We start from the raw sequence: 22,484 nt of genomic DNA, 5'->3' as shown, positions 1-22,484 counted from the left end.
GGAGGGCGACGCCATCCTTCCTTGACTCGATGGGGGTCCCTCTTTAGGTTCACTCCCTTACCGCAGAACCCAGCGAAGGACCTTTTCCACCATGGCTCGCGTCACAGTCGAAGACTGCCTCCCCCTGGTCGATAACCGCTTCGCGCTCGTGCTGCTGGCGGCCAAGCGCGCCCGTCAGCTCATGGCCGGCGCCCGCCCCATCATCGACATCTCCAAGAACAAGCCCCCCGTGCTCTCGCTTCGCGAGGTCGCCACCGGCCGGGTGAAGTTCGACCGTGACGTGCGCGAAGCCCTCACCGGCAAGTACTCCTCCGCCGAGCAGAAGGCCAACGGCGCCTAGTCCCCGGAGCCCTCCGGGCGTACCCCGGACAGGGCGAGGGTGGCCCCCGCGCGCAGCAGCATCCTGGCCGCGCGCGCGGCGATGGCCTTCTCGCCCTTGTAGCCCAGCATGGCCGCGGCCCGAGCCAGCGGAACCCAGCGCGTCTCGTCCACCTCCACCCGGTGACCTTCGTGCTGGATGTCTCCCAGCACCCCCGACTGGTAACGGAAGAGGAAGAAGTGCACGCGCTTGAAGATGCGCTGGCCGCGGAACTGGTAGACGTAGCGGATCTCCCCCAGCGGCGCGACGAGCGTGGCCTTCAGGCCCGTCTCCTCCCACACCTCACGGACGGCCGTCTGCTCGGGTGACTCCCCGGGGTCCACGTGTCCCTTGGGAAGCGCCCACAGGGAGCGACCGTGGGGCCGGATGACGGCCACCTCCAGCTCGCTCCCCTGCTCTCGGACAACGACTCCTCCGGCGGACGCCTCACGGGGCATAACGCCCACAAGGTAACCGATGCCCGGCCCCCGCGTTCAGGAGACTTGAGCAAAGTGGCGCAGCTTGGCTTCTGCGCCCAACCGGTACGCGTAACGCAAGTCGGACAACAGCCGCTCCAGCCTCCGGCCCGCCACGTGCCTCATCAGCCGGGAGCAGAAGTTGCGCGACAGCCGATTGGCCTCCTCATACCGCCAGCGCTCCGCCTGCGTCAGCCGCTCCCGGTAGGACACCCGGTCAAACAGCCGCCGCCGCAGCTCCTCCGCCCACGTCCCTACGCCGTCCCCCCACCGGTGCAGCAGGCACAGGGCGAACTTGTCCACCTCCGCCTGGGCCTCCAGCTCCAGCAGGGACACGGTACGCTCATGTATGGCCGTGTGCACCACATAGACAAAGTGGGACACGCCCTCGGCGAGCTGGCAGAAGCCATCCAGTTCACGCTCCAGCATCGAAGCCACCGGGCCGCTCTCGTAGGGTTTGAGGCGGTGCAGGAGCGAGGGAGAGAGGTAGAGGGCGAGCTCCAGCTCCCCCTCCCCCGCGAGCACCAACAGCTCCTCGTCGGCGCGCCCGCTGGCGCCGAGCTGGACGGCGGCCTCCCTATCCACCACGAAGCCCTCCGCCTGAGCGGCGCAGGTAATTCCGTAGATCGCCTCCAGGTGCGCCTGAACGCGGCTGATCATGCGGTGGCTCCCCGGCTCAGTTCGGCAGACCCTTGGGCACCACCATCCCGGCGTCCACGAGCACCTGCTCCAGCCGATCGTTGCCCGTGCGCACCCAGCTCTCGTACACCTTGAGGGCGCCCGTAGGGCCGTTCTGCACCAGCCCTCGCGCGGCAATCTCCTCCAGCACATCCACCAACGCGCGGAACTTCGCGCAGAGCTCGCGGTAGACGCCAGCGAAGCCCGCGGCGGGCGACAGGTCCGCCACCTGCGCATACGCCGCCCCGCCCATCTGGATGTAGTAGTCCTGCCCCACCGGGCCCTCGCGCAGCGCGCCCGAGAAGAAGCCCGCCTGGTAGAGCGACACATCCCCCAGCCGCCGCAGCGTCCGGATGCGCTCGTCTCGCTGCTGCTGGAGCGCGCGGTGGTACAGCATGGCCAGCGGCTCCTGCTCCTGGCGCCCGTCCTGTCCCTTGCTGAACAGGTTGTCCGAGCAGGCGAACTCGGCCAGCAGGTTCACCAGATAGAACTCGGTCGTCTCCGCGACCGCGATCTTCTGGCGCCGAATGACTTCCTCCAACAGCGCCTTGAAGAACTCCTTCAACGACGGGGCCGTCACCAGTTGACTCATGGACTCTCGACCTCCCTCGTCCCCGGGGAAGAACGGGCCGGGGACGCCATGAAAAAGTTACCAACGGCCCCCCACTCTCCGCAAAAAGACCTCCAATCATTCCGGGCACTTACGCTGGCACTCGCCCCGGGTGACTGCCAAAAACGGCTCCCCCGGACGCTCTCCCGGTATGGGACGTCCACGGGAAGACAGAGTCGAAAAACCAAGTTGTGACGGGGGGTTGGCGCCGGCCGGCCCTCGGGTATGGGCTCGCTTGACGGGTCAACTTCGCTGGTTATTATCCCGCGCGCTTGGTGGTTAGCACTCATGAGGTGCGAGTGCCAATCGCCTGGGCCCCGAAGCCCTATTCCAACCCCAACGGGTGCTCCGCTCCCTGGAGTGCCTCATCGGAAGGAGACAAACCGTGAAGATTCGTCCCCTGCAGGATCGTCTGATCGTCAAGCGCGTGGCCGAGGAGAACAAGACCAAGGGTGGTCTGTACATCCCGGAGACCGCCAAGGAGAAGCCGCTCGAGGGCCACGTGGTCGCGGTCGGCAACGGCAAGGTGCTCGAGGACGGCAAGGTGCGCCCGCTGGACATCAAGGCCGGCGACACCATCCTCTTCAGCAAGTACGCGGGCACGGAGATCAAGCTGGACGGCGAGGAGCACCTCATCCTGCGTGAGGAGGATGTGCTCGGCGTGGTCGAGAAGTAATCCCGCTTCTCCTCTCCCCTTTTACCCACAAGGAATCAATCAACATGGCGAAGGACATTCTTTTCGACGTCCGCGCGCGCGAGTCCATCCTGCGCGGCGTGAACATCCTGGCCGACGCGGTGAAGGTCACCCTGGGCCCCAAGGGCCGCAACGTGGTGATCGAGAAGTCGTTCGGCTCCCCCACGATCACCAAGGACGGCGTGACCGTTGCCAAGGAGATCGAGCTCGAGAACAAGTTCGAGAACATGGGCGCGCAGATGGTGAAGGAGGTTGCCTCGAAGACCTCCGACGTGGCCGGTGACGGCACCACCACCGCGACCGTGCTGGCCCAGGCCATCTTCCGCGAGGGCGCGAAGCTGGTGGCCGCCGGTCACAACCCGATGGACATCAAGCGCGGCATCGACAAGGCCGTGGCTGCCATCGTGGCCGAGCTGAAGAACCTGGCCAAGCCGACCAAGGACAAGAAGGAGATCGCCCAGGTCGGTACCATCTCCGCCAACGGCGACACCACCATCGGTCAGATCATCGCCGATGCGATGGAGAAGGTCGGCAAGGAGGGCGTCATCACGGTGGAGGAGGCCAAGGGTCTCGACACCACCCTGGACGTGGTCGAGGGTATGCAGTTCGACCGCGGCTACCTCTCTCCGTACTTCGTGACGGATCCGGACCGCATGGAGGTCGTGCTCAACGACGCCCTCATCCTCATCAACGAGAAGAAGATCTCGTCGATGAAGGACATGCTCCCCATCCTCGAGCAGGTGGCCCGCTCCGGCAAGCCGCTGCTGATCATCGCCGAGGACATCGAGGGCGAGGCCCTGGCCACCCTGGTGGTGAACAAGATCCGCGGCGTGCTGAACGTGGCGGCGGTGAAGGCGCCGGGCTTCGGTGACCGTCGCAAGGCCATGCTCGAGGACATCGCCACCCTGACGGGCGGCCGGATGATCGCCGAGGAGCTGGGCATCAAGATGGAGACGCTGACGATCCAGGATCTGGGTCGGGCCAAGCGCATCACCATCGACAAGGACAACACCACGATCGTCGACGGTGCGGGCGCCCAGAAGGACATCGAGGCGCGCGTGAAGCAGATCCGCGCTCAGATCGAGGAGACCACCAGCGACTACGATCGCGAGAAGCTCCAGGAGCGTCTGGCGAAGCTGGTGGGCGGCGTGGCCGTCATCAACGTGGGCGCCGCGACCGAGACCGAGATGAAGGAGAAGAAGGCTCGCGTGGAGGACGCCCTCAACGCGACCCGCGCCGCCGTCGAGGAGGGCGTGGTCCCTGGTGGTGGCGTGGCCCTGCTGCGCTGCTCCAAGGCGCTGGACTCCCTCAAGGTCGAGGCCGGTGAGAAGTTCGGCGTGGACATCATCCGCCGCGCGGTCGAGGAGCCGCTGCGTCAGATCGTCGCCAACGGCGGTCTCGAGGGCAGCGTGATCGTGAACAAGGTCAAGGAGGGCACTGGCTCGTACGGCTTCAACGCCGCGACCAGCGTCTACGAGGACCTGCTGGCCGCGGGCGTGATCGACCCGGCCAAGGTGAGCCGCTACGCGCTGCAGAACGCGGCCTCCGTTGCCTCCCTCATGCTCACCACCGAGGCCATGGTGGCCGAGCGCCCGAAGGAGGAGAAGGAGGGCGCTGGCGCCGCCGGTGGCATGGGCGGCATGGGTGGTATGGGCGGCATGGGCGGCATGGGCATGTAGTGCCTGCCCGAGCATCGGAGCGTGGCACCCGCCGCGCTCCGGTTCTCCCAACGGCCTCCGGTTCCCTTGTGGAATCGGGGGCCGTTCGCGTTTCCGAGCAGCCAGCGGGCATCCGTCAGGTGGCACGGAGTCCCCTTCCCTCTTAGTTTGGGGGGAAGACACGAGGGAGGACACGCGTGAAGCCCGTCAAAATCTACACCACCACCTACTGCGGTTACTGCGTCCGGGCGAAGGATCTGCTGACGCGCAAGGGCGTGAAGTACGAGGAGCTGGACGTCACCGGCAACGACGAGATGCGCTCGAAGCTGGTGGAGATGAGCGGCGGCCAGCGGACCGTGCCGCAGATCTGGATCGGCGACACCCACGTGGGCGGCTACAGCGACCTGGCCCGCCTGGAGAGCGAGGGCAGGCTCGATCCGATGCTGGCCTGAGTCCTCGGCGGTGACATGGAGCAGGCGGCCAGCCGAGCTCCATGAGCACCCCCTCTTGGCCGTGAGCAGGTTGCCCGGAGCAAACCCTCACGCACGGAGGTGGACGATGGCAGAGGCAGGGGAACAGGTCACGGGCACGAAGGACGAGAACTACGACGTCATCAGCGTGCTCTACCACTGTCTCCAGGGGGCCTCGGAGGTGGGCCAGTACATCCAGGACGCCGAGCAGAACGGTGACCAGGAGCTGGTGGACTTCTTCCGTGACTACCAGGAGGCCCAGCGCGATCTGGCCGAGCGCGCGAAGAACCTGCTCGGCGCGCGGCTGATCCGGACCGAGGGCGTCCAGGCCGACAGCGGCGCCCAGGTCAGCGGAAAGAAGGGCGGGAGGAAGCTGGCGGCGGAGGGCAAGTCGCAGCAGGCCCGTTCCGCCGGAGCGCAGACCAACGCGCAGGTGAAGTCCGGTGGCCGGGAGAACGACGACATCGTGGACGAGGAGTCCAAGGAGTCCTTCCCGGCGAGCGACTCGCCCGCCCGGTACTAGCAACACGGGGCGGATGGCGCACGCCCGGGGCTGGACTCCACGTGCGCCGTCCTGCTCGCCGCCCTTTGCGGCGCGGTGTGTCAGACGGTTCGCCAATCCCAAACTTGGAACCTGACGCGCTGACGCAGCTTGCCAAGCGGCTGGTCAGACTGTCTGTGCGAGCGGTCCCGCACGGAGGGAAACTTTTCACTGGGAAACAGTGGTGGGATGAGCGAGTTGCTCCGCTCTGCCGCAGGCGCACGCCCACGTGCGATTCTCCCCCACCCCGGTTCGGCTCCGCGTCCTCTTGCATGAGAGAGACTTCACCGAGCGCCTCATCCCTTGAATAGCCTCACCGAGAGAGCACTAAAGCTTGCCCAAGCCCCACCAAGACCCATAAACAGGAAACTCCCGCGTCGCAGGCGGAGCTACCCGTCCGCCGCCCGGGTGGAGGGTCTACGCCAATGATCGAGGACAGGCCGGAGGTCACGCTCACCGCGAAGACGGGCGATGCCCGCTCGACACGGATTCAAGTGCGTGAGTGGACGGTGGATGTGGTGGCTGGCCCGGACAAGGGCAAGAAGGTCACCACGCAGGATGCGCTGCTGCGCGTGGGCTCGGACCCAGCCAGCGATCTGGTGCTCAGCGACCAGACGGTGAGCCGGCGTCATCTGGAGCTGGAGCGCACGGCGCAGGGCATCATCCTGCGCGACCTGGGCAGCCGCAACGGCACCTTCCTGGATGGCCACCAGGTCATGCAGGTGCTGCTGCAACCGGGCGACAAGGTGCAGCTGGGCAAGACGAAGCTGGCCATCAAGCAGGAGTCGCGCGCCACGGAGGTGGAGGTCTCGGGCGGAGCGGACGCCTTCGGGGGGCTGGTGGGCACCTCGGAGAAGATGCGCGTCGTCTTCGCGCAGCTGCGCAGCATCGCCCGCGAGGACATGAACCTGCTCGTCGAGGGCGAGACGGGTACCGGCAAGGAGCTCGCCGCGCGCGCCGTGCACCAGCACTCGATGCGGCGGCACGGCCCCTTCAAGGTGGTGGACTGCAACCTCATCACCGAGGAGAAGGCCGAGCGTGAGCTGTTCGGCGGCCTGCGCTCCAACAGCGAGGAGGATGAGAAGGGCGCCAAGGGTGTCTTCGAGGCGGCCCAGGGCGGAACCCTCTTCCTGGACGAGGTGGGCGAGCTGCCCCTGTCGCTGCAACCCAAGCTCCTGCGCGTGCTGGAGTCGCGCGAGGTGCCCTCGCTGGACGGAGCGCCGGTGCCGGTGGACGTGCGCGTCATCGCCTCCACGCACCGCAACCTCGAGGAGGACGTGCGCCAGGGCCGCTTCCGGGCGGACCTCTACTACCGGCTGGCGGTGGCGCGCGTGCGCCTGCCCCCACTGCGCACCCGGCGCGAGGACATCCCCGTGCTGGCCCAGTCCCTGCTGCGCGGCATCAAGTCCTCCTTCGAGCTCACCCCCCAGACGCTCGCTCTCTTCGAGGGCTACGACTGGCCCGGCAACGTGCGCGAGCTGCGCAACGTGCTGGAGCGCGGCGCGCTCATGCAGGAGACGGGCAACGTCAGCTGGCTGGACTTCATGGCCCAGCCCCAGCGCAAGGTGGAGGGCCAGCAGCCCACCACCAGCGTGGCCGCGCTGGTGACGGGCATGCCCTACCACGAGGCCAAGGACCGGGTGGTGGCCGACTTCGAGCGCCTCTACTTCGCCGAGGTCATGCGCGTGTCCAACTTCGACATGAAGACGGCCGAGCAGCACACCGGCCTGTCCATGCAAAGCCTCTACCGTTTGCTCAAGAAGAACGGTCTGCGGCTGAAGGATCTCAAGAACGCCGAAGGCCTTGATAAATGAGGCCCTCGCTGTTCCAACCCCAAGGGAGCTCCCAAGCATGATGCGCCGTCTCGCCATCGCCTCCGTCCTCCTCGCCGCGGGTGGCTGTGCCACCCAGGATCAGGCCCAGAAGCAGCAGGGCCCGACCACCAAGGAAGAGCGGATGCGCATCACCAACCAGCCGCCGTTCGACCTGGCGGTGTGCCAGTCCAAGCCGCTCACCCTGCCCCAGCCCGTCAACCAGGGCGTGCTCGTGGGCGCGATGCTCTCCATCCGTCCCGAGGTGATGGAGTGCCTGGTGGACCCGAAGTCCCGCGGTGGCGCCGACACCACCCGGGTGCTCGTGAAGACCACCGTGAACGACCAGGGCGGCACCCACGCCGTCTCCGGAGAGAACCTCACCCCCGAGGGCACCACGTGCGTGCAGAACGTGGTGAACGCGCGCGTGCCCATCACCGCCCTGCCCAAGGGCGCGCAGCCGGTGGAGTCCGAGAGCTCCTTCATCCACGAGGCGGCCAACAGCCCCAGCGTCAAGTTCGGCATCAACCCGGGCTCTGACTTCTCGGGCAACGTGCGGCTCGCTCAGTCCTCCTGGTGCGAGTGCTACGCGGGCTTCGGCGAGAAGACCGCGCCCATCCTCAAGGCCAACGTGGACCTGGCGAAGGGCTCGGCGACCGCCACCAGCATCACGTTCGATCCGGTGGGAACCCCCGAGGGTGACCAGCTCGCCGCCTGCCTCCAGGCCAAGATGATGGCCGTGCCGGCGCAGCTGGAGGTGGATCAGCTGAAGTTCCCCTACCGCTTCGTCCACTTCAACTCGCGGGCCGCACAGCCCGCCGCGGACCTGCCGCCCGAGCTGCGCTTCTTCCAGCTCGAGCTGGTGCGCAACCAGCGCTCCGCCGAGGCCGCCATCGCCTTCGGCTCCCGCGCCAACGCCGCCGAGGCTTATGACGCCATCGTCACCAAGTACCAGAAGACCAAGGACTGGAAGCTGGTCGACGAGCTGAAGGCCAAGTGCAAGGCGCTCGTCGACTCCGCGCAGAGCTGGGTCAACGCCATCGACTCCCAGCTCAAGGTCGACCAGGCCACCCTGGCCCTCGCCCAGGAGCTCAAGGCCAAGGATCCGGCCTGGACCGAGGTCGAGACGAAGACCCAGGTGGTCATCGGCAACACCGAGCAGGACCTGAACAACGCCCAGAAGCGCCTCGCCGCCGACCAGGGCGCCTGCCCCAAGGAGCGCAAGTAGTCCGCGCTCCGGCCTAAGCACTCGGGCCTGAAACGACGAAGGCGCGGGACCTGAAATCAGGTTCCGCGCCTTCTTCTTTGCGGGCCCCACGAGGGGCGGTGACTACGCCGCGGTGATGTTGTCGTTGGCGGCCTTGGCCTCGCGCAGCTTCACGCTCACCAGCTTGGAGATACCCGGCTCCTCCATGGTCACGCCGTACAGCGTGTCCGCCACTTCCATGGTGCGCTTGTTGTGGGTGATGAGGATGAACTGCGACTGCTTGCTCATCTCCTTCACCATGTCGTTGTAGCGACCCACGTTGCCCTCATCCAGCGGCGCGTCGACCTCGTCCAGGAGGCAGAAGGGCGTCGGCTTGATGAGGAAGATGGCGAAGATGAGCGCCACGGCCGTGAGCGCCTTCTCACCACCCGACAGCAGGTTCATGCTCTGCAGCTTCTTACCGGGCGGCTGCGCGACGATCTCCACGCCGGGCTCCCCACCCTGCACCTCGTTCGTCAGCACCAGGCTCGCCCGGCCGCCACCGAACAGCCGCGGGAAGATGGCCTGGAACTTCTCGTTGACGATCTCGAACGTCTGCTTGAAGCGCTCCCGGCTCGATGCGTCGATGCGGCGGATGGCCTCCTGCAGCTTCTCCACCGACTCCGCCAGGTCCTTCTTCTGCGTCAGCAGGAACTCCGAGCGCTGCGACAGCTCCGTGTGCTCGTCGATGGCGGTGAGGTTGATCTCCCCCATCTTCTCCACCTGCGCGCGCAGGTCCTTCAGCTCCTGCTCCGCCTCCTCGCTCAGTGACGGCAGCATGTGGTAGCGGTGCACCTCCTCCTGCAGCTCCGTCCCGTGGCGCTCGCGGATGCCCGCCACCAGGTGCTCCAGCTCCAGGGCAATCTCCCGCTCGCGCAACGTAATCTGCGACAGGCCCTGGGTGAGGCCGTCCAGCTTCGTGCGCAGCTCGCGCAGCACGTTGTCCTGCTCGCGAACCTCGCCCGACGCCGTGGTGTGGGCCGTGCGCCGTGCCTCCAGCACCTCGGACGCAAGGCGCAGCTCCTCGGCCTTCTTGGCGCGCTCCGCCTCCGTCTCCGTGATGCGGCGCTGGAACTCCTCCACCCGTGCCGAGCCGTCGCGCACCGTGGACTCCAGCTTGCGCACCCGGCCGGCCATCTCCTCCTTCTGGGCCAGCAGGCTCTCCAGCTCCTTGCGAGCCGATTCACCGCGCTCGCCGCCGGCAGCCACCTTCACCTTCAGGCTGGTGAGGTTGCTCGTGGCCGTCTCCGCCCGCTGCCGGAGCGACTCCAGCTCGCCCACCAACTGCTTCACGCGCTCCTCGCGGCCCTCGCGGTCCGCCTGGCCGTGCGCCACCTCGCCCCGGCTGTTCTCCTCCTCGTGCGCCAGCCCGTCGTACATCTGCGTGAGCTGCGCCTCCTCGGCATCCAGCGCCCGGAGGCGGTCGCGCACCCGCGCCAGGTCCTCGCTCGCCTTGTGCAGGTCCTTCTCCTGGCTGGCGAGGCTCAGCTCCTCGGCGTGCTGGTTCTTCGCCAGCCCCCTGAGGACGTCCTCCGAGTCCCCCATCTGCTTCTGCAGGGTGTAGTGCCGGGTGAGGATCTCGTTGTAGCGCTCCTCCACCCGAGTCACTTCGGCGGCCAGCTCGGCGATCTCCCGCTTCTTCTGCAGCGCGCCCACCGCGGCGCCCTCGCGCTCGCCGCCGATGATGGTGCCGTCCGGGCGGAACACCTCACCGTCCAGGGTGACGAGCGTGCAGCAGTTGCCGCCCTCGGCCTCCGCGTACGCCTTGGCGGAGGCAATGTCCTCCACGATGACCACGTCCCAGAGCAGCAGCTTCACCACCGGCTGGAGCGACTCCTCGCACGTCACCTCGTCGAGGGCACGCGCCAGCACCCCGGGGCGGGACATGTCCGGCTGCACCACGGAGGGCACGCGCTCGGGCGAGGGCACGGGCAGGAAGCTGCCCCGGCCCTCCGCGGCGTCCTTGAGGTACTCCACCAACTCCACGCCCTTGTCGCGGCTCTCGACGACGACGTGCTGCAGCCGCTCGCCCAGCACGGCCTCCACCGCACGCTCGAAGCGCGGCGTGGTGGAGATGACGTCGGCCACCAGGCCGAAGATGCCCTGCGTACGAGCCTCTTCTCCAGCGCGCACCATCACCGCGCGCACGCCCTTGTCGAAGCCCTCGTAATCCTTCTGCAGCGCCTCCAGCGAGGCGAGCCGGCTGCGCTTGTCGCTCAGCTCCTCGCGCAGGCCGATGACCTGGACCTCATTCTCCATGAAGGCCTGGCGCGTGCGCATCAGGGCCTCTTCCTCGTGGCCCTTGCGCTCGGCGAGCTCCAGCGACAGGTGGCGGCTGTCCTCCACCCGGCGGGCCACATGCTGGCGCGCGTCCTCGAGCTGCTTCTCCTGCTCGCGCAGGGCGTCCGCCTCGGCGCGGTTACGAGCCCGGCGGGCCTCCAGGTCCGTCTTCTGGCGGGCCAGGTTGACGAGGTTGCTCTCGTGGTTGGCCAGCCGGCTGGCCACGGTGACGAGCGCCGCGCGCTCCTGCTCCAGCCGCAGGGAGATCTCCGTCTGCAGCTGGCTCACCCGGCGCAGCTCCTCCTGCGCCACCTTCATCGCGACCTCGTCCTCCTTCCACGAGCCGGCGATGGAGCTGAGCTCCGCCTCACGCGAGGCCATGGTCTCGGCCACCTCGGCCTGACGGGCCTTGAGCGCGTTGAGCTCGGTCTCGGACTGGGCGACGCGGGCGGTCGTCTCCTCCAGGTCCTTGCGCCAGTAGGCCAGGTCCTGGTCCGCGCGCTGCAGGGCGCTCTCCATCGTGTGCACGTCGGCGGAGAGCTTCTGCAGGGACTCGGTCTCGGCCTCCAGCGAGGTGCGGCGGTTGGTGATGACCAACTCCAGCTCGCGCATCTTCTCCAGGCCCTCGCGCTCCTCGGCGCCCACGCTGCCCAGCTTCTCCTGGAGCAGCTTGGCCTCGGCGTGCAGGGCCAGGAAGCGGTGCGAGGCCGAGTGCAGCTCGATCTCCCGCATCCGCGTCTTGAGCTTCTTGTACTTCTCCGCCTTCTTCGCCTGGCGCGAGAGGCTCTCGAGCCGGCGCTCCAGCTCGGAGGTGATGTCCGTGACGCGCAGGAGGTTGGCCTGGGTGGCCTCCAGCTTGCGCTCGGCGGCCTTGCGGCGCGACTTGTACTTGGTGACGCCCGCGGCCTCCTCGATCAGGTGGCGCCGGTCCTCGGGCTTGCTGGAGACGATGAGGCCCACGCGGCCCTGCTCGATGATGGAGTAGGCCTTGGTGCCCACGCCGGTGCCGAGGAAGAGCTCGGTGATGTCCAGCAGGCGGCAGGTCGTCTTGTTGATGAGGTACTCGGAGTCGCCGCTGCGGAAGAGCCGGCGCGTCACCGTCACCTCGGAGAGGCCGGAGAGGTGGGCCGGGAGCGTGTCCGTCTCGTCCACGTGGAAGGTGAGCGACACCTCGGCCATGGACAGGGGCGGCTTGGACTCCGAGCCGTTGAAGATGACGTCCTCCATGCCGCGGCCGCGCAGGTTCTTGGCGCTCTGCTCGCCCATCACCCAGCGGATGGAGTCCACCACGTTCGACTTGCCGCAGCCGTTGGGGCCGACGATGCCCGTCACTCCGTCATCGAACGTGAAGACGCTGCGCTCCATGAACGACTTGAAGCCGGTGATGTCCAGCCGCTTGATTCGCATGTGAAACGGGCTCCCGAAAGGTGTCCAGGCAAGGGAGGAATCGCGCCAGAGGCCGAAAAATCGGCCTCGGAGCGTTCAGACGAGTAGCACGCTGGATCTCAGCCGATCAAGCATGACCCTGCCATGCGTGACGATATGCGAGCAGGCAAGCATGGCGCCCACCGACCTGACGACCGGGGGATCGTCCGGGAGCACATGGACCCTACCTCTCCTCAATTGTTTCTGGAGGCGACCGCCGCTCAGGCCCCTGCCCGCCCTCTCGCCCCTCGTTGGAGCGACCTGGGCATAACAGATGGGTCTGACACGGCCGCTGAGCAGGCGAGCGGACGGAGGTCACACCTCTGCCTGGAGGAGGGGCTCCGGCTCACCTCGCAGGAGGGAGGCACGGAGCTGTCGCTGGGAACCCGCGCTCGGTGACGCTCAGCGCTTGAGGCGCTTCGTCCACTCGAGGCAGGGCGCCTCCACCCAGGTGTACAGCACGTGGGCGGCGGCAATGCTCGCGGCGTAGACGGCCCCGAGGAACGCCAGGGCCGCCAGGTCCGAAGGCGGAGCGACACGCACCTTCACGGACAGCAGGAGCAGGCACAGGGGCACGTGCACGAGGTAGATGCTGTACGAGGTGCGGCCCAGGTACTGGAAGGGCCGGGCGGCGAGCCAGGAGTAGAGCCGATGGCTCCGTCCAGCCACGTAGAGCAGCGAGCTGGTGGCGGCCGCCACGAACACGCGGCTATCGAGCTTCCACGCGAACAAGGCCCACAGGCCAATCACCAAGGTGTACCAGACGGCACGAGGCAGCCGACCCTCGAGCGTCCACCACGTCAGCGCGCCCGCCAGGAAGACGAACACGTGGGGGGGCAGGTAGATGACGTGCGTCTCATGGGAACGCATCTGCAACAGGCCTGTAGGCCAGGCCAGCGACAGCACGAAGAGGCCCGCGAAGAACAGCGGCAGCACGGCCTCGCGGCCCGACCAGCGGGAGAGCGCCTGGGCGAGCCCCAGCAGCACCGCGAACGCCAGGTAGAACTGGAACTCGATGCACAAGGTCCAGAACGCGACATTGAGCTGCCCGTAGCCCGCGAGATCCTGCAGGTAGAGCAGGTGCGAGAGCAGGTGGGGGACCGAGGGCAGCCCCGCGGGCTTGCCGGTCATCACCCCGCGCAGAAGCAGGAAGCCACAGAACCAGGCAATGGCCACCCAATAGGGCGGATCCAGGCGCAGCGAGCGGCGGAGGATGAACTGGCCGATGCCCCGAGGGGACAGGTGCGTGCGGCGCAGCGAGAAGGCGATAACGAAGCCGCTGAGCACGAAGAACACCTCGACGCCGCGGTGTCCGAAGTGCGCCAGCCGGACCATCCACTCGGACAACGCCCCTGCCCCGGCGAACGTGAAGAGGCCCACGGCATGCGGCAACACCACGGCGAGCGCGGCGAATCCGCGCAGCCCATCCACCAACGTCATCCGGCGGGCGGACGTCCCCGCCTCACGCGAGGGCTCGGCCTCCAAGCGAACAGGCGAGGGACTGGAGTCAGCGGGGCTCGGCGTTTCGAGGAGGGGAAGCGTCGTTGGGGAAGACATGCGGGGCGCGAACAATCGAGCGAGGCTCAAGCATCCGCCGTCGCCGCTACGGGGGGTTTGGGGCCAGCCTGGGGCTCGACCGTCACCCGGACGACCCGCGGCCCCTCCACTTCCTCTACCTGGATGCGCCACATGTCGAGCTTGAGCGAGTCCCCCTTCTCCGGGATACGGCCCAGCTTCGCCATGATGTAGCCGGCGATCGTCGTCACCTCGACGTCCTCGTCATCAATCTCGAACGAGACGTCCAGGCGGTCCTCCAGGTCATCCAGTTGGGCCGTGCCCGGGAGCTCGAAGCGACCGCCTGGCAGCGAGCGCACCTCGTCTACCCGCCGACCGAGCTCGGCCACGTCGCCCACCACCTCGGCCACCACGTCCGCGATGGTCACCAGCCCCGACGTGCCGCCGTGCTCGTCCACCACCAGCGCCGTCTGCCGGCGCCGCCGGCGGAACTCGTTGAGCAGCTGCTCCAGCGTCACGTGCTCCGGCACGTACAGCACCGGCCGCTGCACCTGCGACAGGCTACGCAGCTCGCCTCGGGACAGGAGGAAGAAGAGGTCCTTCACGTTCACCACCCCCTCCACCTCGTCCATGTTGCCCCGGCACACCGGCAGCCACGTATGGCCCGCGGCGCGCGCGTCCGCGACGCACTTGTCGAGCGGCTCCTCCATGTCCAGGAACTTCACCTGGTTGCGCGGCACCATCACCTGGCGCGCCGTCTTCTGCGCCATCTCTAGCGAGCGCTCCAGCAGTTCCGCGCGCGCCGTGGTGATGGCTCCCGCCTGCGCCGAGCTGTGGAGGATGACGCGCAGCTCCTCTTCGTTGTGCGCCTCCTGCGACTCGTGCGCGGCGTGCAGCCCGAAGGCCTTCAGCACCCACCCCGCCACGCCGTTGAGCAGCCAGATGGCCGGGTAGAAGAGGAAGTAGAAGACCCGCATCGGCAGCGCCACCGTGATGGTCGTGTCCTCGGCGCGCTGGATGGCCAGGCTCTTGGGCGCCAGCTCCCCCACCACGATGTGCAGGAAGGTGATGATGGCGAAGGCGATGGCCACCGAGAGCGAGTGCGCCAGCGCCCCACCCGCCGCCTCCGGCACCACCCGCGTCAGCACCGGCTCCAGCAGGTGGGCGAACGCCGGCTCACCCAGCCACCCCAGGCCCAGCGACGCGAGGGTGATGCCGAACTGCGTGGCGGAGAGGTAGGCATCCAGCTTCTCCACCATCTTCAGGGCAGCGCCAGCACCTGGCCGCCCCTCGTCCGCCAGGGCCTGCAGGCGGGTATGGCGGATCTTCACGATGGCGAACTCGGTCGCCACGAAGAACCCGTTGGCCAGGACCAGCAGGATGGCCAGTCCGAGGAAGACCCATTCCATAAGAAGAGCTCAGACGCTCAGAAGAGCGCCTCGAACTCGGGGTCGCCCTTCAGCGAGTCGAACATCGTATCCGTGGCCAGCCAGCCCTGCACCTTCTGTCGATCCACCGCCACGGCCTTCTGCAGATAGGTCAACGCATCCGGCCGGCGGCCCCAGAGGGCGTAGAGGGCGGCCAGATTGTAGTTGAGCAGCAGGTCCTCGGCATTCAAGGCGCGCGCCTTGTCGTAGGAACGCTCGGCCTCGGCGTAGAAGCCCTTCTGGGCGTAGCAGATGCCCAGGTCCAGGTGCGCCTCGAAGTTCTCCGCGTCCAGGCGGACCACTTCCTTGAGCTGGGTGATGGCCGAGCGGTAGTCCCCCTCATCCATCAGCAGGGCAGCGAGCTCGTGCCGGGGGAAGGCGTCCTGCGGATCCAGCTCGATGGCCGTCTGCAGCTCGCGCATGGCGTCCTCGATACGGCCCTGGTCCGCGTAGGTGAGACCCAGGTTGAGGTGCGCGTCCGGGTACTCCGGATCCAGCTCGATAGCCTCGCGGTACTCGGCCACCGCCATCTCCGCCGCATGCGTGGAGAGGAAGCAGGCAAGGTTGTAGTGAGCGGTAGGGCTCTCCGGCTCCAGCTTCAGCGCGGTGAGGTACTCGCCCAGGGCCTCGCGGAAGAGCTTCTTCTCGGCGTAGACGGTGGCGAGGTTGTCGTGCGCGTGAGCGGAGTCGGGGTCGAGGTCGATCGCCTTCTTGAACTCCTTGATCGCCTCATCGAGCCACCCGCGATCGGCCAGTTCAATGCCGCGCGAGTTGTGCTCGTCGGAGAGTACGATGTTGTCCTTTTCCCGGGCCATGAATTCGCGGGGCAATCTACGCGCCGCCTCTTTCAGGGCGCAAGGAAGAGTCACTCCTCCCACCGAGGGCTCGGTGGGACTACCCTCAGGCTGCCCCGACGGGCCCGCCCCAGAGGGAGACCGGCGCAGGAAAGGGGTGCTCGCCCCCTCCCCTGGTGGCCAGGAGAGGAGGCAGACAGCCAACTACTTGCGGCGCTCGCGAGCGCGGCGACGCTTGAGTGCTGCCTTCTTCGTGGAAGCGCGATTGGACAGCTTCTTCTTGCTGCGATTTCCCTTCTGGGCAGGCATCTTCTGGTACTCCGTATTAGCGGAAGTGGGCCGCACTGGCGGCAGCGAACCGCCCTTTTTTCACGCTCCCGGCCCGGAAGTCCACGGAATTTCTTGGCCCCGTCCGTCCTTGCCAGGGGCCGGACAACGGGGCACAACCCCGACCCCAAGACCGATGATTGACAAACTCGAAGAGGTGGAGCGCAAGTTCGAGCGCCTCACCGCCGACCTGTCCAACCCGGACATCATCAGCGACACCGCGAAGCTACAGAAGGTCTCCAAGGAGCGGGCTGGCCTGGAGAAACTGGTGGAGACCTTCCGCACGTACCGCAAGGTGGTCGACGACCTGAAAGAGGTCGAGGCCTGGCTTGGCAGCTCGGACCCCGACGAGAAGGCCTATGCCCGCGAGGCCCTGCCCGGTCTCAAGGAGCAGCGCGAGGAGCTGGAGCAGAAGCTGAAGATCCTCCTGCTGCCCAAGGATCCCAATGACGAGAAGGACGTCATCCTGGAGATCCGCGCCGGCGCCGGGGGTGACGAGGCGGGCCTGTTCGCCGAGGAGGTCATGCAGATGTACCTCCGCTACGCAGACCGGAAGGGCTGGAAGTCGGAGATCATCGACATGAGCCCGGGCAGCGTGGGCGGCGTCAAGGACGTCACCATCATGCTGTCCGGCGAGGGCGTCTACAGCCACATGAAGTACGAGTCCGGCGTGCACCGGGTGCAGCGCGTGCCGGCCACCGAGGCCCAGGGCCGCATCCACACCTCCACCATCACCGTGTCGGTGATGCCCGAGGCAGAGGACGTGGACATCAAGCTCAACCCGGCCGACATCGAGATGCAGGTGATGCGCTCGACGGGCTCGGGTGGCCAGAGCGTGAACACCACCGACTCCGCGGTGCGCCTCATCCACAAGCCCTCGGGCATCGTGGTGAAGTGCCAGCAGGAGAAGAGCCAGACCAAGAACCGGGCCATGGCCGAGCGCATGCTGCGCGCCAAGCTCTACGAGATTGAGCAGGAGCGCATCCGCAACGAGCGAGACAGCATGCGCCGGGGCCAGGTGGGTACCGGCGACCGCTCGGAGAAGATCCGCACCTACAACTTCCCGCAGGACCGGCTGACGGACCACCGGATCGGCCTCACGGTGCACAACCTGCCGGCCATCATGTCCGGCGGGGTTGAGGACGTCATCACCGCCTGCCGCACCCACTATCAGGCCGAGGCCCTCAAGCAGCAGATGGGTGGAGGCCCCGGCGCCAGCGCATGAGTGGAGAAACCTGGACCATCCGTAAGGTCCTCACCTGGACAACCCAGCACTTCGAGAAGCGGGGTGTGGACGCGCCCCGGCTCACCACCGAGGTGCTGCTCGCCCACGTGCTGAAGACGACCCGGGTGCGCCTGTACGTGGACCTGGACCGGCCGATGGAGAAGGAGGAGCTCGCGACCTTCCGCGCCCTCATCGAGCGGCGCATGGCCGGCGAGCCCACCCAGTACCTCACCGGAGTGCGGGAGTTCTACAACCGCCCCTTCAAGGTGGACCCGCGGGTGCTCATCCCTCGGCCGGAGACGGAGCTGCTGGTGGAGGCCGCGCTGCACCAACTGCCCAAGGACGGCCCTGGCACCGCGCTGGACGTGTGCACCGGCTCGGGCTGCATCGCCATCAGCCTCGCGGCCGAGCGGCCCCAGGCCACGGTGCTGGCCACGGACCTCTCCCCGGACGCCTGCGCGCTGGCCCGGGAGAACGCCCAGGCCCTGGGGGTGGCGGACCGGGTGACGATCCTGCAGGGCAACCTCTACGCTCCCCTGCCCCCGGACGCCCGCTTCGACCTGGTGGTGTCCAATCCCCCCTACATCGCTTCCGGGGAGATTCCGGGCCTGTCCGCCGAGGTGCGCCGCGAGCCCCACATGGCGCTGGACGGCGGACCGGATGGGCTCGTGCTCATCCGCAAGGTCATCGAGGGAGCCCGCCGCGTCCTCAAACCTGGCGGGCTGCTTGCAATGGAGATTGGCGAGACGCAAGGAGCCGCCCTCGTGGCGCTCCTCCAGGCCGCGGGTTTCGAGAACGCGCGGGTGGAGAAGGACTTGGAGCGGCGGGATCGCCTCGCATTTGGGACACAGCCCGTGGCCGTCGGGCCACAGGGGTGAGACGGGACAGATGGACAAGATCATCGTGAAGGGTGGCCGCCAGTTGCAGGGCGAGGTGAACGTGTCGGGCGCGAAGAATGCGGCGCTCCCCATCCTCGCCTCGGCGCTGCTGGCGGACGGCAAGAGCACCTACCGCAACGTGCCGGACCTGGCGGACGTCAAGACCATGCTCAAGGTGCTGGAGACCATGGGCTGCGGCACCGAGCGGCTCACCGGCCGCAAGAAGGACGTGTGCGAGGTGGCGGTCGAGGGGCCCATCACCCCCGAGGCCCCGTACGATCTGGTGAAGACGATGCGCGCCTCGGTGCTGGTGCTCGGCCCGCTGGTGGCCCGCTTCGGCCGTGCCCGCGTGTCCATGCCAGGCGGGTGCGCCATCGGGGCCCGCCCGATTGATCAGCACCTCAAGGGCCTCAAGGCCCTGGGCGCGGACATCACCCTCACCGAGGGCTACGTCGAGGCCAAGGCGAAGCAGCTCAAGGGCGGCACCGTCAACTTCGACGTCATCACGGTGACGGGCACGGAGAACGTGATGATGGCGGCCGTGCTGGCCAAGGGCCGCACCGTGCTGGAGAACTGCGCGCGCGAGCCCGAGGTGGAGGAGCTCGCCCGGGTGCTCAACAAGATGGGCGCCCGTATCGAGGGCGCGGGCACCTCCATCATCACCATTGACGGGGTGGACGCCCTCAAGCCGGTGGATCACGCCATCCTCCCGGACCGCATCGAGGCAGGTACGCTCATGGTGGCAGCGGCCATCACGGGCGGTAACGTGCTGGTGAAGCACGCCGTCCCCGAGCACCTGGAGTCCGTCATCCTCAAGCTGCGCGAGACGGGCTGCACCATCACGGCCGAGCAGGGAGGACTGCGGGTGAAGGCCCCCAAGGTCGTCGACTCGGTGGACGTGAAGACGACCGAGCACCCTGGCTTCCCCACGGACATGCAAGCTCAGCTCATGGGGCTGATGACGGTGGCCAGCGGCACCTCGGTCATCTCGGAGAGCATCTTCGAGAACCGCTTCATGCACGTGCCGGAGCTGCACCGGATGGGGGCGGACATCACCATCCAGGGTCACACGGCGGTGGTGAAGGGGGTCAAGAAGCTGTCCGGAGCCCCCGTCATGGCCACGGATCTGCGTGCCAGCGCCTCCCTCGTCCTGGCGGGCTTGCGCGCCGAGGGCAAGACCGAGGTGGCTCGCATCTACCACCTGGACCGCGGGTACGAGCGCCTGGAGCAGAAGTTGCGCAAGCTGGGAGCCGACATTCGCCGGGTAAAGGCCTGAGCCTGGGGGGTCCCCAGGTTTGCGCACGTGAACACATTGCGGCGGCTGGGTTGCATCTCAAAAATCATGCGACCTATCATTCTCTGAACGCCCAGGGGTTGAGCAGCTCCCCTGGTCGCCCCCCACGGGAGCGTAGCTCCCCCCTACAGGAGAATGACCCACCCCATGAATTGCCCCGGTTGCAGCGTCGAGATGGCCGATCTCGAAGGCGACCACGAGACGTTGCGCAAGTGTGGAGAGTGCGGCGGGCTATGGATAGACGTCGCGGATCTCAACCGGATCCTCCTCCACAACAACCTTCCCGGGCTCGAGAGCCAGGGCGGCAAGGTGGACGCGGAAGCGCTCACCGGCCAGTGTCCCGAGTGCCAGGTGGATCTCATACGGGTCGACGGTGGTGATCGTCAGCACCCGCTGAACTACGACACCTGCGAGTCTTGTGGCGGCATCTTCCTCGAGTCGGAGTTCGCCGACGCCACGGACGCCAAGGTCGCTGAGCAGGAGATCATCGACTTCTTCCGCCACTTCAGTGTGAAGAAGAAGTCGGCCGCCGGCTGACGCCCCACCGAGGGCGCCTCTCTGTGCCACCCTCCGGGCCCGCACCAACGGGCCGGGAACACCCCTGTTCCGTCCTCCTTCCAGTCCCCTCCCCGGGATGAAAGCGTCGGGTTGCTTGTTGGCGAACCTTGACACCCGGGTGCCAGGGGATTGAGTAGGCGCCCGAATGCCAAGAGGGAACGGAATGCGACGTCTGGGGTGGGTGTGGCCGAGCGCGCTGCTGCTCGCCGGCTGTCCGAACGGCTGCGCCAACAAGGACTCCGATGCGCTGGATGCGGGACCGGTCGTCACCGGGCCCCAGCAGCTCAGCGAGAAGGAGCCCAATGACCGACCCGAGCAGGCTCCAACCCTCGGGAGAGACTCGACGGTGAGCGCCAGCCTGGGCGCGGATCCGTCCAAGCCCGACGAGGACTGGTACCGGCTCGCCCCGGACAGCCCTCGTGTGGCCGACGTCAGCGTCTCCGGCATTCCTGGCGGTGACGTGGTGCTGGAGGTGTATGACGCCCCCGGTATCCGCAGCGCGGGCATCAACAGCGCGGGAGAGGGCAAGCCCGAGCGCTTCCCCAACCTCTACGTCGAGCGCGAGCGCTGGGTGCGCGTGGCCTCGGCGCGCAAGGGGACCGGCGGCGCCTATACGCTTGAGGTGCGTTACCTCCTCCCCGAGGACGGTGTGGAGCGCGAGCCCAACGACCGGGCCGTGGATGCCTCTCCGCTGCAGCTCGGACAGGCGGTGGCGGGCTTCCTCGGTCATGCAGGTGACGAGGACTGGTACCGGCTGGAGCTACCCGAGTCGGTCGCCGGCACGCCATCAGCTCCGGCTCCGACTGGCGCTCCGGCTCCGGCCCCGGGCGACACCACGGGTGCCGCGCCGGGTGCTGAGCAGCCCGCCACGGACCCAGCCCAGGCCCCCGCCGAGGGCACGGGTACTCCGCCTCCGCTGCCCGGCGCCTCCTCCGAGACGGCTCCAGCCTCCCCTTCCGAGGAGATGGCCAACGCCCCCACGGGAGAGACCCACCCGGCCGGTACAGGCACGCAGCCTCAGCCGGGAGGCTTCCAGATCCCCGTCCCCGTTCCGGGCCAGGGTCTGCAGCCCGCCACGCCAGAGGAGCCTCCCGCGGTGGCCCTGAAGATCGAGCTCACCGGCATCGAAGGCGTGCGTCCGGAGCTGTCGGTGCTCTCGGCAGCCGAGGCCCCTCTGTTCACCACGCCCAAGGGCAAGGATGGAGAGGGCTTCTCCCTGCGCAATATCGGCGTGCGTGCGAACGATCGCGTGGTGTACCTGGTGGTGAAGAGCGGCTGGACGGGGACGGGTAAGGACGCGAAGCGGGGCTTCAACTCGGAGAAGTCCTACACGCTCACGGTGTCCCTGGAGGAGGCCGGGGCGAACGCGGAGCTCGAGCCCAACGACGAGCTGTACAAGGCCACGCCCCTGCAGGTGTCAGGCACGGGCTTCAAGGAGGGCTTCCTCTCGCCCAAGGGGGACGTGGACAACTTCGTCCTGAAGACGACCGAGCCGGTGCTGGCAAAGGTGGAGCTGTCCGGCGTGGAGCGCATGGACATGGAGCTGTCCGTGGTGCAGCCCCCCGAAGGAGAGGGCCAGAAGGAGACAGTGCTCCAGCGGGCCAACGACGGTGCCATCAAGGAGCCCGAGCGCCTCAACAACGTGGCGTGCAACGGCACCTGCTACTTCCGGGTGCAGGGCGCCGCGCGCAAGGTGGAGGGCAAGTGGGTGCGCGACTACGAGAACGCGGAACAGCCCTACCGCATCTCCATCACCACCGTCCCCGACGACGGCAGCCAGGAGCGCGAGCCCAACAACGCCGCCGACCGCGCCACCGAGCTCACCCCGGGCAAGGCCGTGCGGGGCACCGTCTATCCCTTGAAGGACGTGGACTACTACCGGCTGGATCTGTCGGAACGACCCGTGCGCACTTCGTTGAAGGCCACGCTGCTGGGCATCCTCAAGGTGGACGTGGGCCTGTACCTGCACCGCCTGGGCGAGGACGGAAAGCTGTCACTCGTACAGACGTCCGATCGCGCCAAGGGAGATCAGCCTGAGGTCATCCGCTACAGCGCCGAGCCCGGCGTCTACATTTTGGAGGTCCGCGATGCTCGCAACCGCGAGGCCAACTTCCAGGATGCGTACCAGCTCACTGTCGAGGAAGGCGAATAGCCCAACGGACCCGCTACTTCTCGTTGACAAGCCGAGTGCGGAATCCTAGGTTGAGACCACTTGCGAC

At 67.6% G+C, this 22,484-nt stretch carries 19 protein-coding genes; 12 read left to right on the top strand and 7 right to left on the bottom strand.

All coding sequences use genetic code 11. The features are described 5' to 3' along the window. The first annotated feature begins 91 nt into the window (after window positions 1-91). Window positions 92-340, top strand: a complete 249-nt coding sequence (rpoZ, locus tag F0U60_RS20435) for a DNA-directed RNA polymerase subunit omega (RefSeq protein WP_203403587.1) — start codon at window positions 92-94, stop codon at window positions 338-340. Here the strand turns inward: rpoZ and F0U60_RS20430 are convergent. Genes F0U60_RS20430 through F0U60_RS20420 form a run of 3 tightly spaced genes read right to left on the bottom strand, consistent with a single transcriptional unit; the run spans window position 337 to window position 2,104 of the window. Continuing rightward, window positions 337-816, bottom strand: coding sequence for an NUDIX hydrolase (locus F0U60_RS20430; protein ID WP_395822428.1), 480 nt, complete (start codon window positions 814-816; stop codon window positions 337-339). The two genes, rpoZ and F0U60_RS20430, sit on opposite strands and share 4 nt — an antisense overlap. A 36-nt stretch (window positions 817-852) precedes the next feature. After that, window positions 853-1,494 (bottom strand): hypothetical protein, encoded by a 642-nt coding sequence (locus F0U60_RS20425; protein ID WP_395822427.1) that lies wholly within the window; start codon window positions 1,492-1,494, stop codon window positions 853-855. 16 nt (window positions 1,495-1,510) lie between these two features. After that, window positions 1,511-2,104 (bottom strand): hypothetical protein, encoded by a 594-nt coding sequence (locus F0U60_RS20420; RefSeq protein WP_395822426.1) that lies wholly within the window; start codon window positions 2,102-2,104, stop codon window positions 1,511-1,513. 403 nt (window positions 2,105-2,507) lie between these two features. On the opposite strand from F0U60_RS20420, the gene groES reads away from it, so the two are divergent. The 6 genes from groES to F0U60_RS20390 all read left to right on the top strand — a co-directional run bounded on the left by groES (window position 2,508) and on the right by F0U60_RS20390 (window position 8,524). Then, window positions 2,508-2,798 (top strand): co-chaperone GroES, encoded by a 291-nt coding sequence (gene groES, locus F0U60_RS20415; RefSeq protein ID WP_203403583.1) that lies wholly within the window; start codon window positions 2,508-2,510, stop codon window positions 2,796-2,798. 44 nt (window positions 2,799-2,842) lie between these two features. Next, entirely contained in the window at window positions 2,843-4,495 is a 1,653-nt protein-coding gene (gene groL / locus F0U60_RS20410; RefSeq protein WP_395822425.1) for a chaperonin GroEL, read from the top strand. Between the two features lie 176 nt (window positions 4,496-4,671). Beyond that, window positions 4,672-4,926, top strand: a complete 255-nt coding sequence (gene grxC, locus F0U60_RS20405; RefSeq protein ID WP_395822424.1) for a glutaredoxin 3 — start codon at window positions 4,672-4,674, stop codon at window positions 4,924-4,926. A gap of 106 nt (window positions 4,927-5,032) precedes the next feature. Then, window positions 5,033-5,467 carry a hypothetical protein gene (locus F0U60_RS20400; protein ID WP_395822423.1) on the top strand — a complete coding sequence of 145 codons (435 nt, stop codon included), beginning with the start codon at window positions 5,033-5,035 and terminating at the stop codon, window positions 5,465-5,467. Between the two features lie 443 nt (window positions 5,468-5,910). Beyond that, window positions 5,911-7,299, top strand: coding sequence for a sigma 54-interacting transcriptional regulator (locus F0U60_RS20395; protein WP_395822422.1), 1,389 nt, complete (start codon window positions 5,911-5,913; stop codon window positions 7,297-7,299). Window positions 7,300-7,336: 37 nt separating this feature from the next. After that, window positions 7,337-8,524 (top strand): hypothetical protein, encoded by a 1,188-nt coding sequence (locus tag F0U60_RS20390; RefSeq protein WP_395822421.1) that lies wholly within the window; start codon window positions 7,337-7,339, stop codon window positions 8,522-8,524. A gap of 102 nt (window positions 8,525-8,626) precedes the next feature. Here F0U60_RS20390 and smc read toward each other — a convergent pair whose 3' ends face one another. From smc to F0U60_RS20370, 4 genes are all read right to left on the bottom strand, one after another. Continuing rightward, window positions 8,627-12,229: a chromosome segregation protein SMC gene (smc, locus tag F0U60_RS20385; protein ID WP_395822420.1), complete on the bottom strand. Its 3,603-nt coding sequence runs from the start codon at window positions 12,227-12,229 to the stop codon at window positions 8,627-8,629. Window positions 12,230-12,649: 420 nt separating this feature from the next. Then, complete coding sequence (locus F0U60_RS20380; protein WP_395822419.1) at window positions 12,650-13,804, bottom strand: acyltransferase family protein; 1,155 nt, start codon at window positions 13,802-13,804, stop codon at window positions 12,650-12,652. Between the two features lie 26 nt (window positions 13,805-13,830). Then, window positions 13,831-15,171 carry a hemolysin family protein gene (locus F0U60_RS20375; protein WP_395822418.1) on the bottom strand — a complete coding sequence of 447 codons (1,341 nt, stop codon included), beginning with the start codon at window positions 15,169-15,171 and terminating at the stop codon, window positions 13,831-13,833. Between the two features lie 17 nt (window positions 15,172-15,188). Further along, complete coding sequence (locus tag F0U60_RS20370; RefSeq protein WP_203412331.1) at window positions 15,189-16,004, bottom strand: lipopolysaccharide assembly protein LapB; 816 nt, start codon at window positions 16,002-16,004, stop codon at window positions 15,189-15,191. A 442-nt stretch (window positions 16,005-16,446) separates the two neighbouring features. Between F0U60_RS20370 and prfA the strand changes: the two genes are divergently transcribed. From prfA to F0U60_RS20345, 5 genes are all read left to right on the top strand, one after another. Next, the gene (gene prfA / locus F0U60_RS20365; protein ID WP_395822417.1) at window positions 16,447-17,535 is read left to right on the top strand and encodes a peptide chain release factor 1; all 1,089 of its coding nucleotides are present in this window, start codon (window positions 16,447-16,449) and stop codon (window positions 17,533-17,535) included. Then, window positions 17,532-18,413: a peptide chain release factor N(5)-glutamine methyltransferase gene (prmC, locus tag F0U60_RS20360; RefSeq protein ID WP_395822416.1), complete on the top strand. Its 882-nt coding sequence runs from the start codon at window positions 17,532-17,534 to the stop codon at window positions 18,411-18,413. Before prfA ends, prmC begins: the two co-directional genes overlap by 4 nt. Window positions 18,414-18,423: 10 nt before the next feature. Next, window positions 18,424-19,689, top strand: coding sequence for a UDP-N-acetylglucosamine 1-carboxyvinyltransferase (murA, locus tag F0U60_RS20355; RefSeq protein WP_395822415.1), 1,266 nt, complete (start codon window positions 18,424-18,426; stop codon window positions 19,687-19,689). A 165-nt stretch (window positions 19,690-19,854) separates the two neighbouring features. Further along, complete coding sequence (locus F0U60_RS20350) at window positions 19,855-20,244, top strand: zf-TFIIB domain-containing protein (protein ID WP_203403571.1); 390 nt, start codon at window positions 19,855-19,857, stop codon at window positions 20,242-20,244. Between the two features lie 184 nt (window positions 20,245-20,428). Then, entirely contained in the window at window positions 20,429-22,417 is a 1,989-nt protein-coding gene (locus F0U60_RS20345; protein ID WP_395822414.1) for an ABC transporter substrate-binding protein, read from the top strand. Window positions 22,418-22,484 lie beyond the last annotated feature (67 nt).

The sequence above is a fragment of the Archangium minus genome (genome assembly GCF_044360475.1).
Taxonomy (GTDB): Bacteria; Myxococcota; Myxococcia; order Myxococcales; family Myxococcaceae; genus Archangium; species Archangium minus.
Note: the sequence above shows the minus strand (reverse complement) of the source record. Positions and strands in the feature narration are given on the sequence as shown.

Bases quoted from the DNA above. Each gene is read 5' to 3' on its own strand.
- rpoZ (WP_203403587.1), top strand. From the start codon at position 92: ATGGCTCGCGTCACAGTCGAAGACTGCCTCCCCCTGGTCGATAACCGC.
- F0U60_RS20430 (WP_395822428.1), bottom strand. From the start codon at position 816: ATGCCCCGTGAGGCGTCCGCCGGAGGAGTCGTTGTCCGAGAGCAGGGG.
- F0U60_RS20425 (WP_395822427.1), bottom strand. From the start codon at position 1,494: ATGATCAGCCGCGTTCAGGCGCACCTGGAGGCGATCTACGGAATTACC.
- F0U60_RS20420 (WP_395822426.1), bottom strand. From the start codon at position 2,104: ATGAGTCAACTGGTGACGGCCCCGTCGTTGAAGGAGTTCTTCAAGGCG.
- groL (WP_395822425.1), top strand. From the start codon at position 2,843: ATGGCGAAGGACATTCTTTTCGACGTCCGCGCGCGCGAGTCCATCCTG.
- F0U60_RS20400 (WP_395822423.1), top strand. From the start codon at position 5,033: ATGGCAGAGGCAGGGGAACAGGTCACGGGCACGAAGGACGAGAACTAC.
- F0U60_RS20395 (WP_395822422.1), top strand. From the start codon at position 5,911: ATGATCGAGGACAGGCCGGAGGTCACGCTCACCGCGAAGACGGGCGAT.
- F0U60_RS20390 (WP_395822421.1), top strand. From the start codon at position 7,337: ATGATGCGCCGTCTCGCCATCGCCTCCGTCCTCCTCGCCGCGGGTGGC.
- smc (WP_395822420.1), bottom strand. From the start codon at position 12,229: ATGCGAATCAAGCGGCTGGACATCACCGGCTTCAAGTCGTTCATGGAG.
- F0U60_RS20380 (WP_395822419.1), bottom strand. From the start codon at position 13,804: ATGTCTTCCCCAACGACGCTTCCCCTCCTCGAAACGCCGAGCCCCGCT.
- F0U60_RS20375 (WP_395822418.1), bottom strand. From the start codon at position 15,171: ATGGAATGGGTCTTCCTCGGACTGGCCATCCTGCTGGTCCTGGCCAAC.
- F0U60_RS20370 (WP_203412331.1), bottom strand. From the start codon at position 16,004: ATGGCCCGGGAAAAGGACAACATCGTACTCTCCGACGAGCACAACTCG.
- prfA (WP_395822417.1), top strand. From the start codon at position 16,447: ATGATTGACAAACTCGAAGAGGTGGAGCGCAAGTTCGAGCGCCTCACC.
- prmC (WP_395822416.1), top strand. From the start codon at position 17,532: ATGAGTGGAGAAACCTGGACCATCCGTAAGGTCCTCACCTGGACAACC.
- murA (WP_395822415.1), top strand. From the start codon at position 18,424: ATGGACAAGATCATCGTGAAGGGTGGCCGCCAGTTGCAGGGCGAGGTG.
- F0U60_RS20350 (WP_203403571.1), top strand. From the start codon at position 19,855: ATGAATTGCCCCGGTTGCAGCGTCGAGATGGCCGATCTCGAAGGCGAC.
- F0U60_RS20345 (WP_395822414.1), top strand. From the start codon at position 20,429: ATGCGACGTCTGGGGTGGGTGTGGCCGAGCGCGCTGCTGCTCGCCGGC.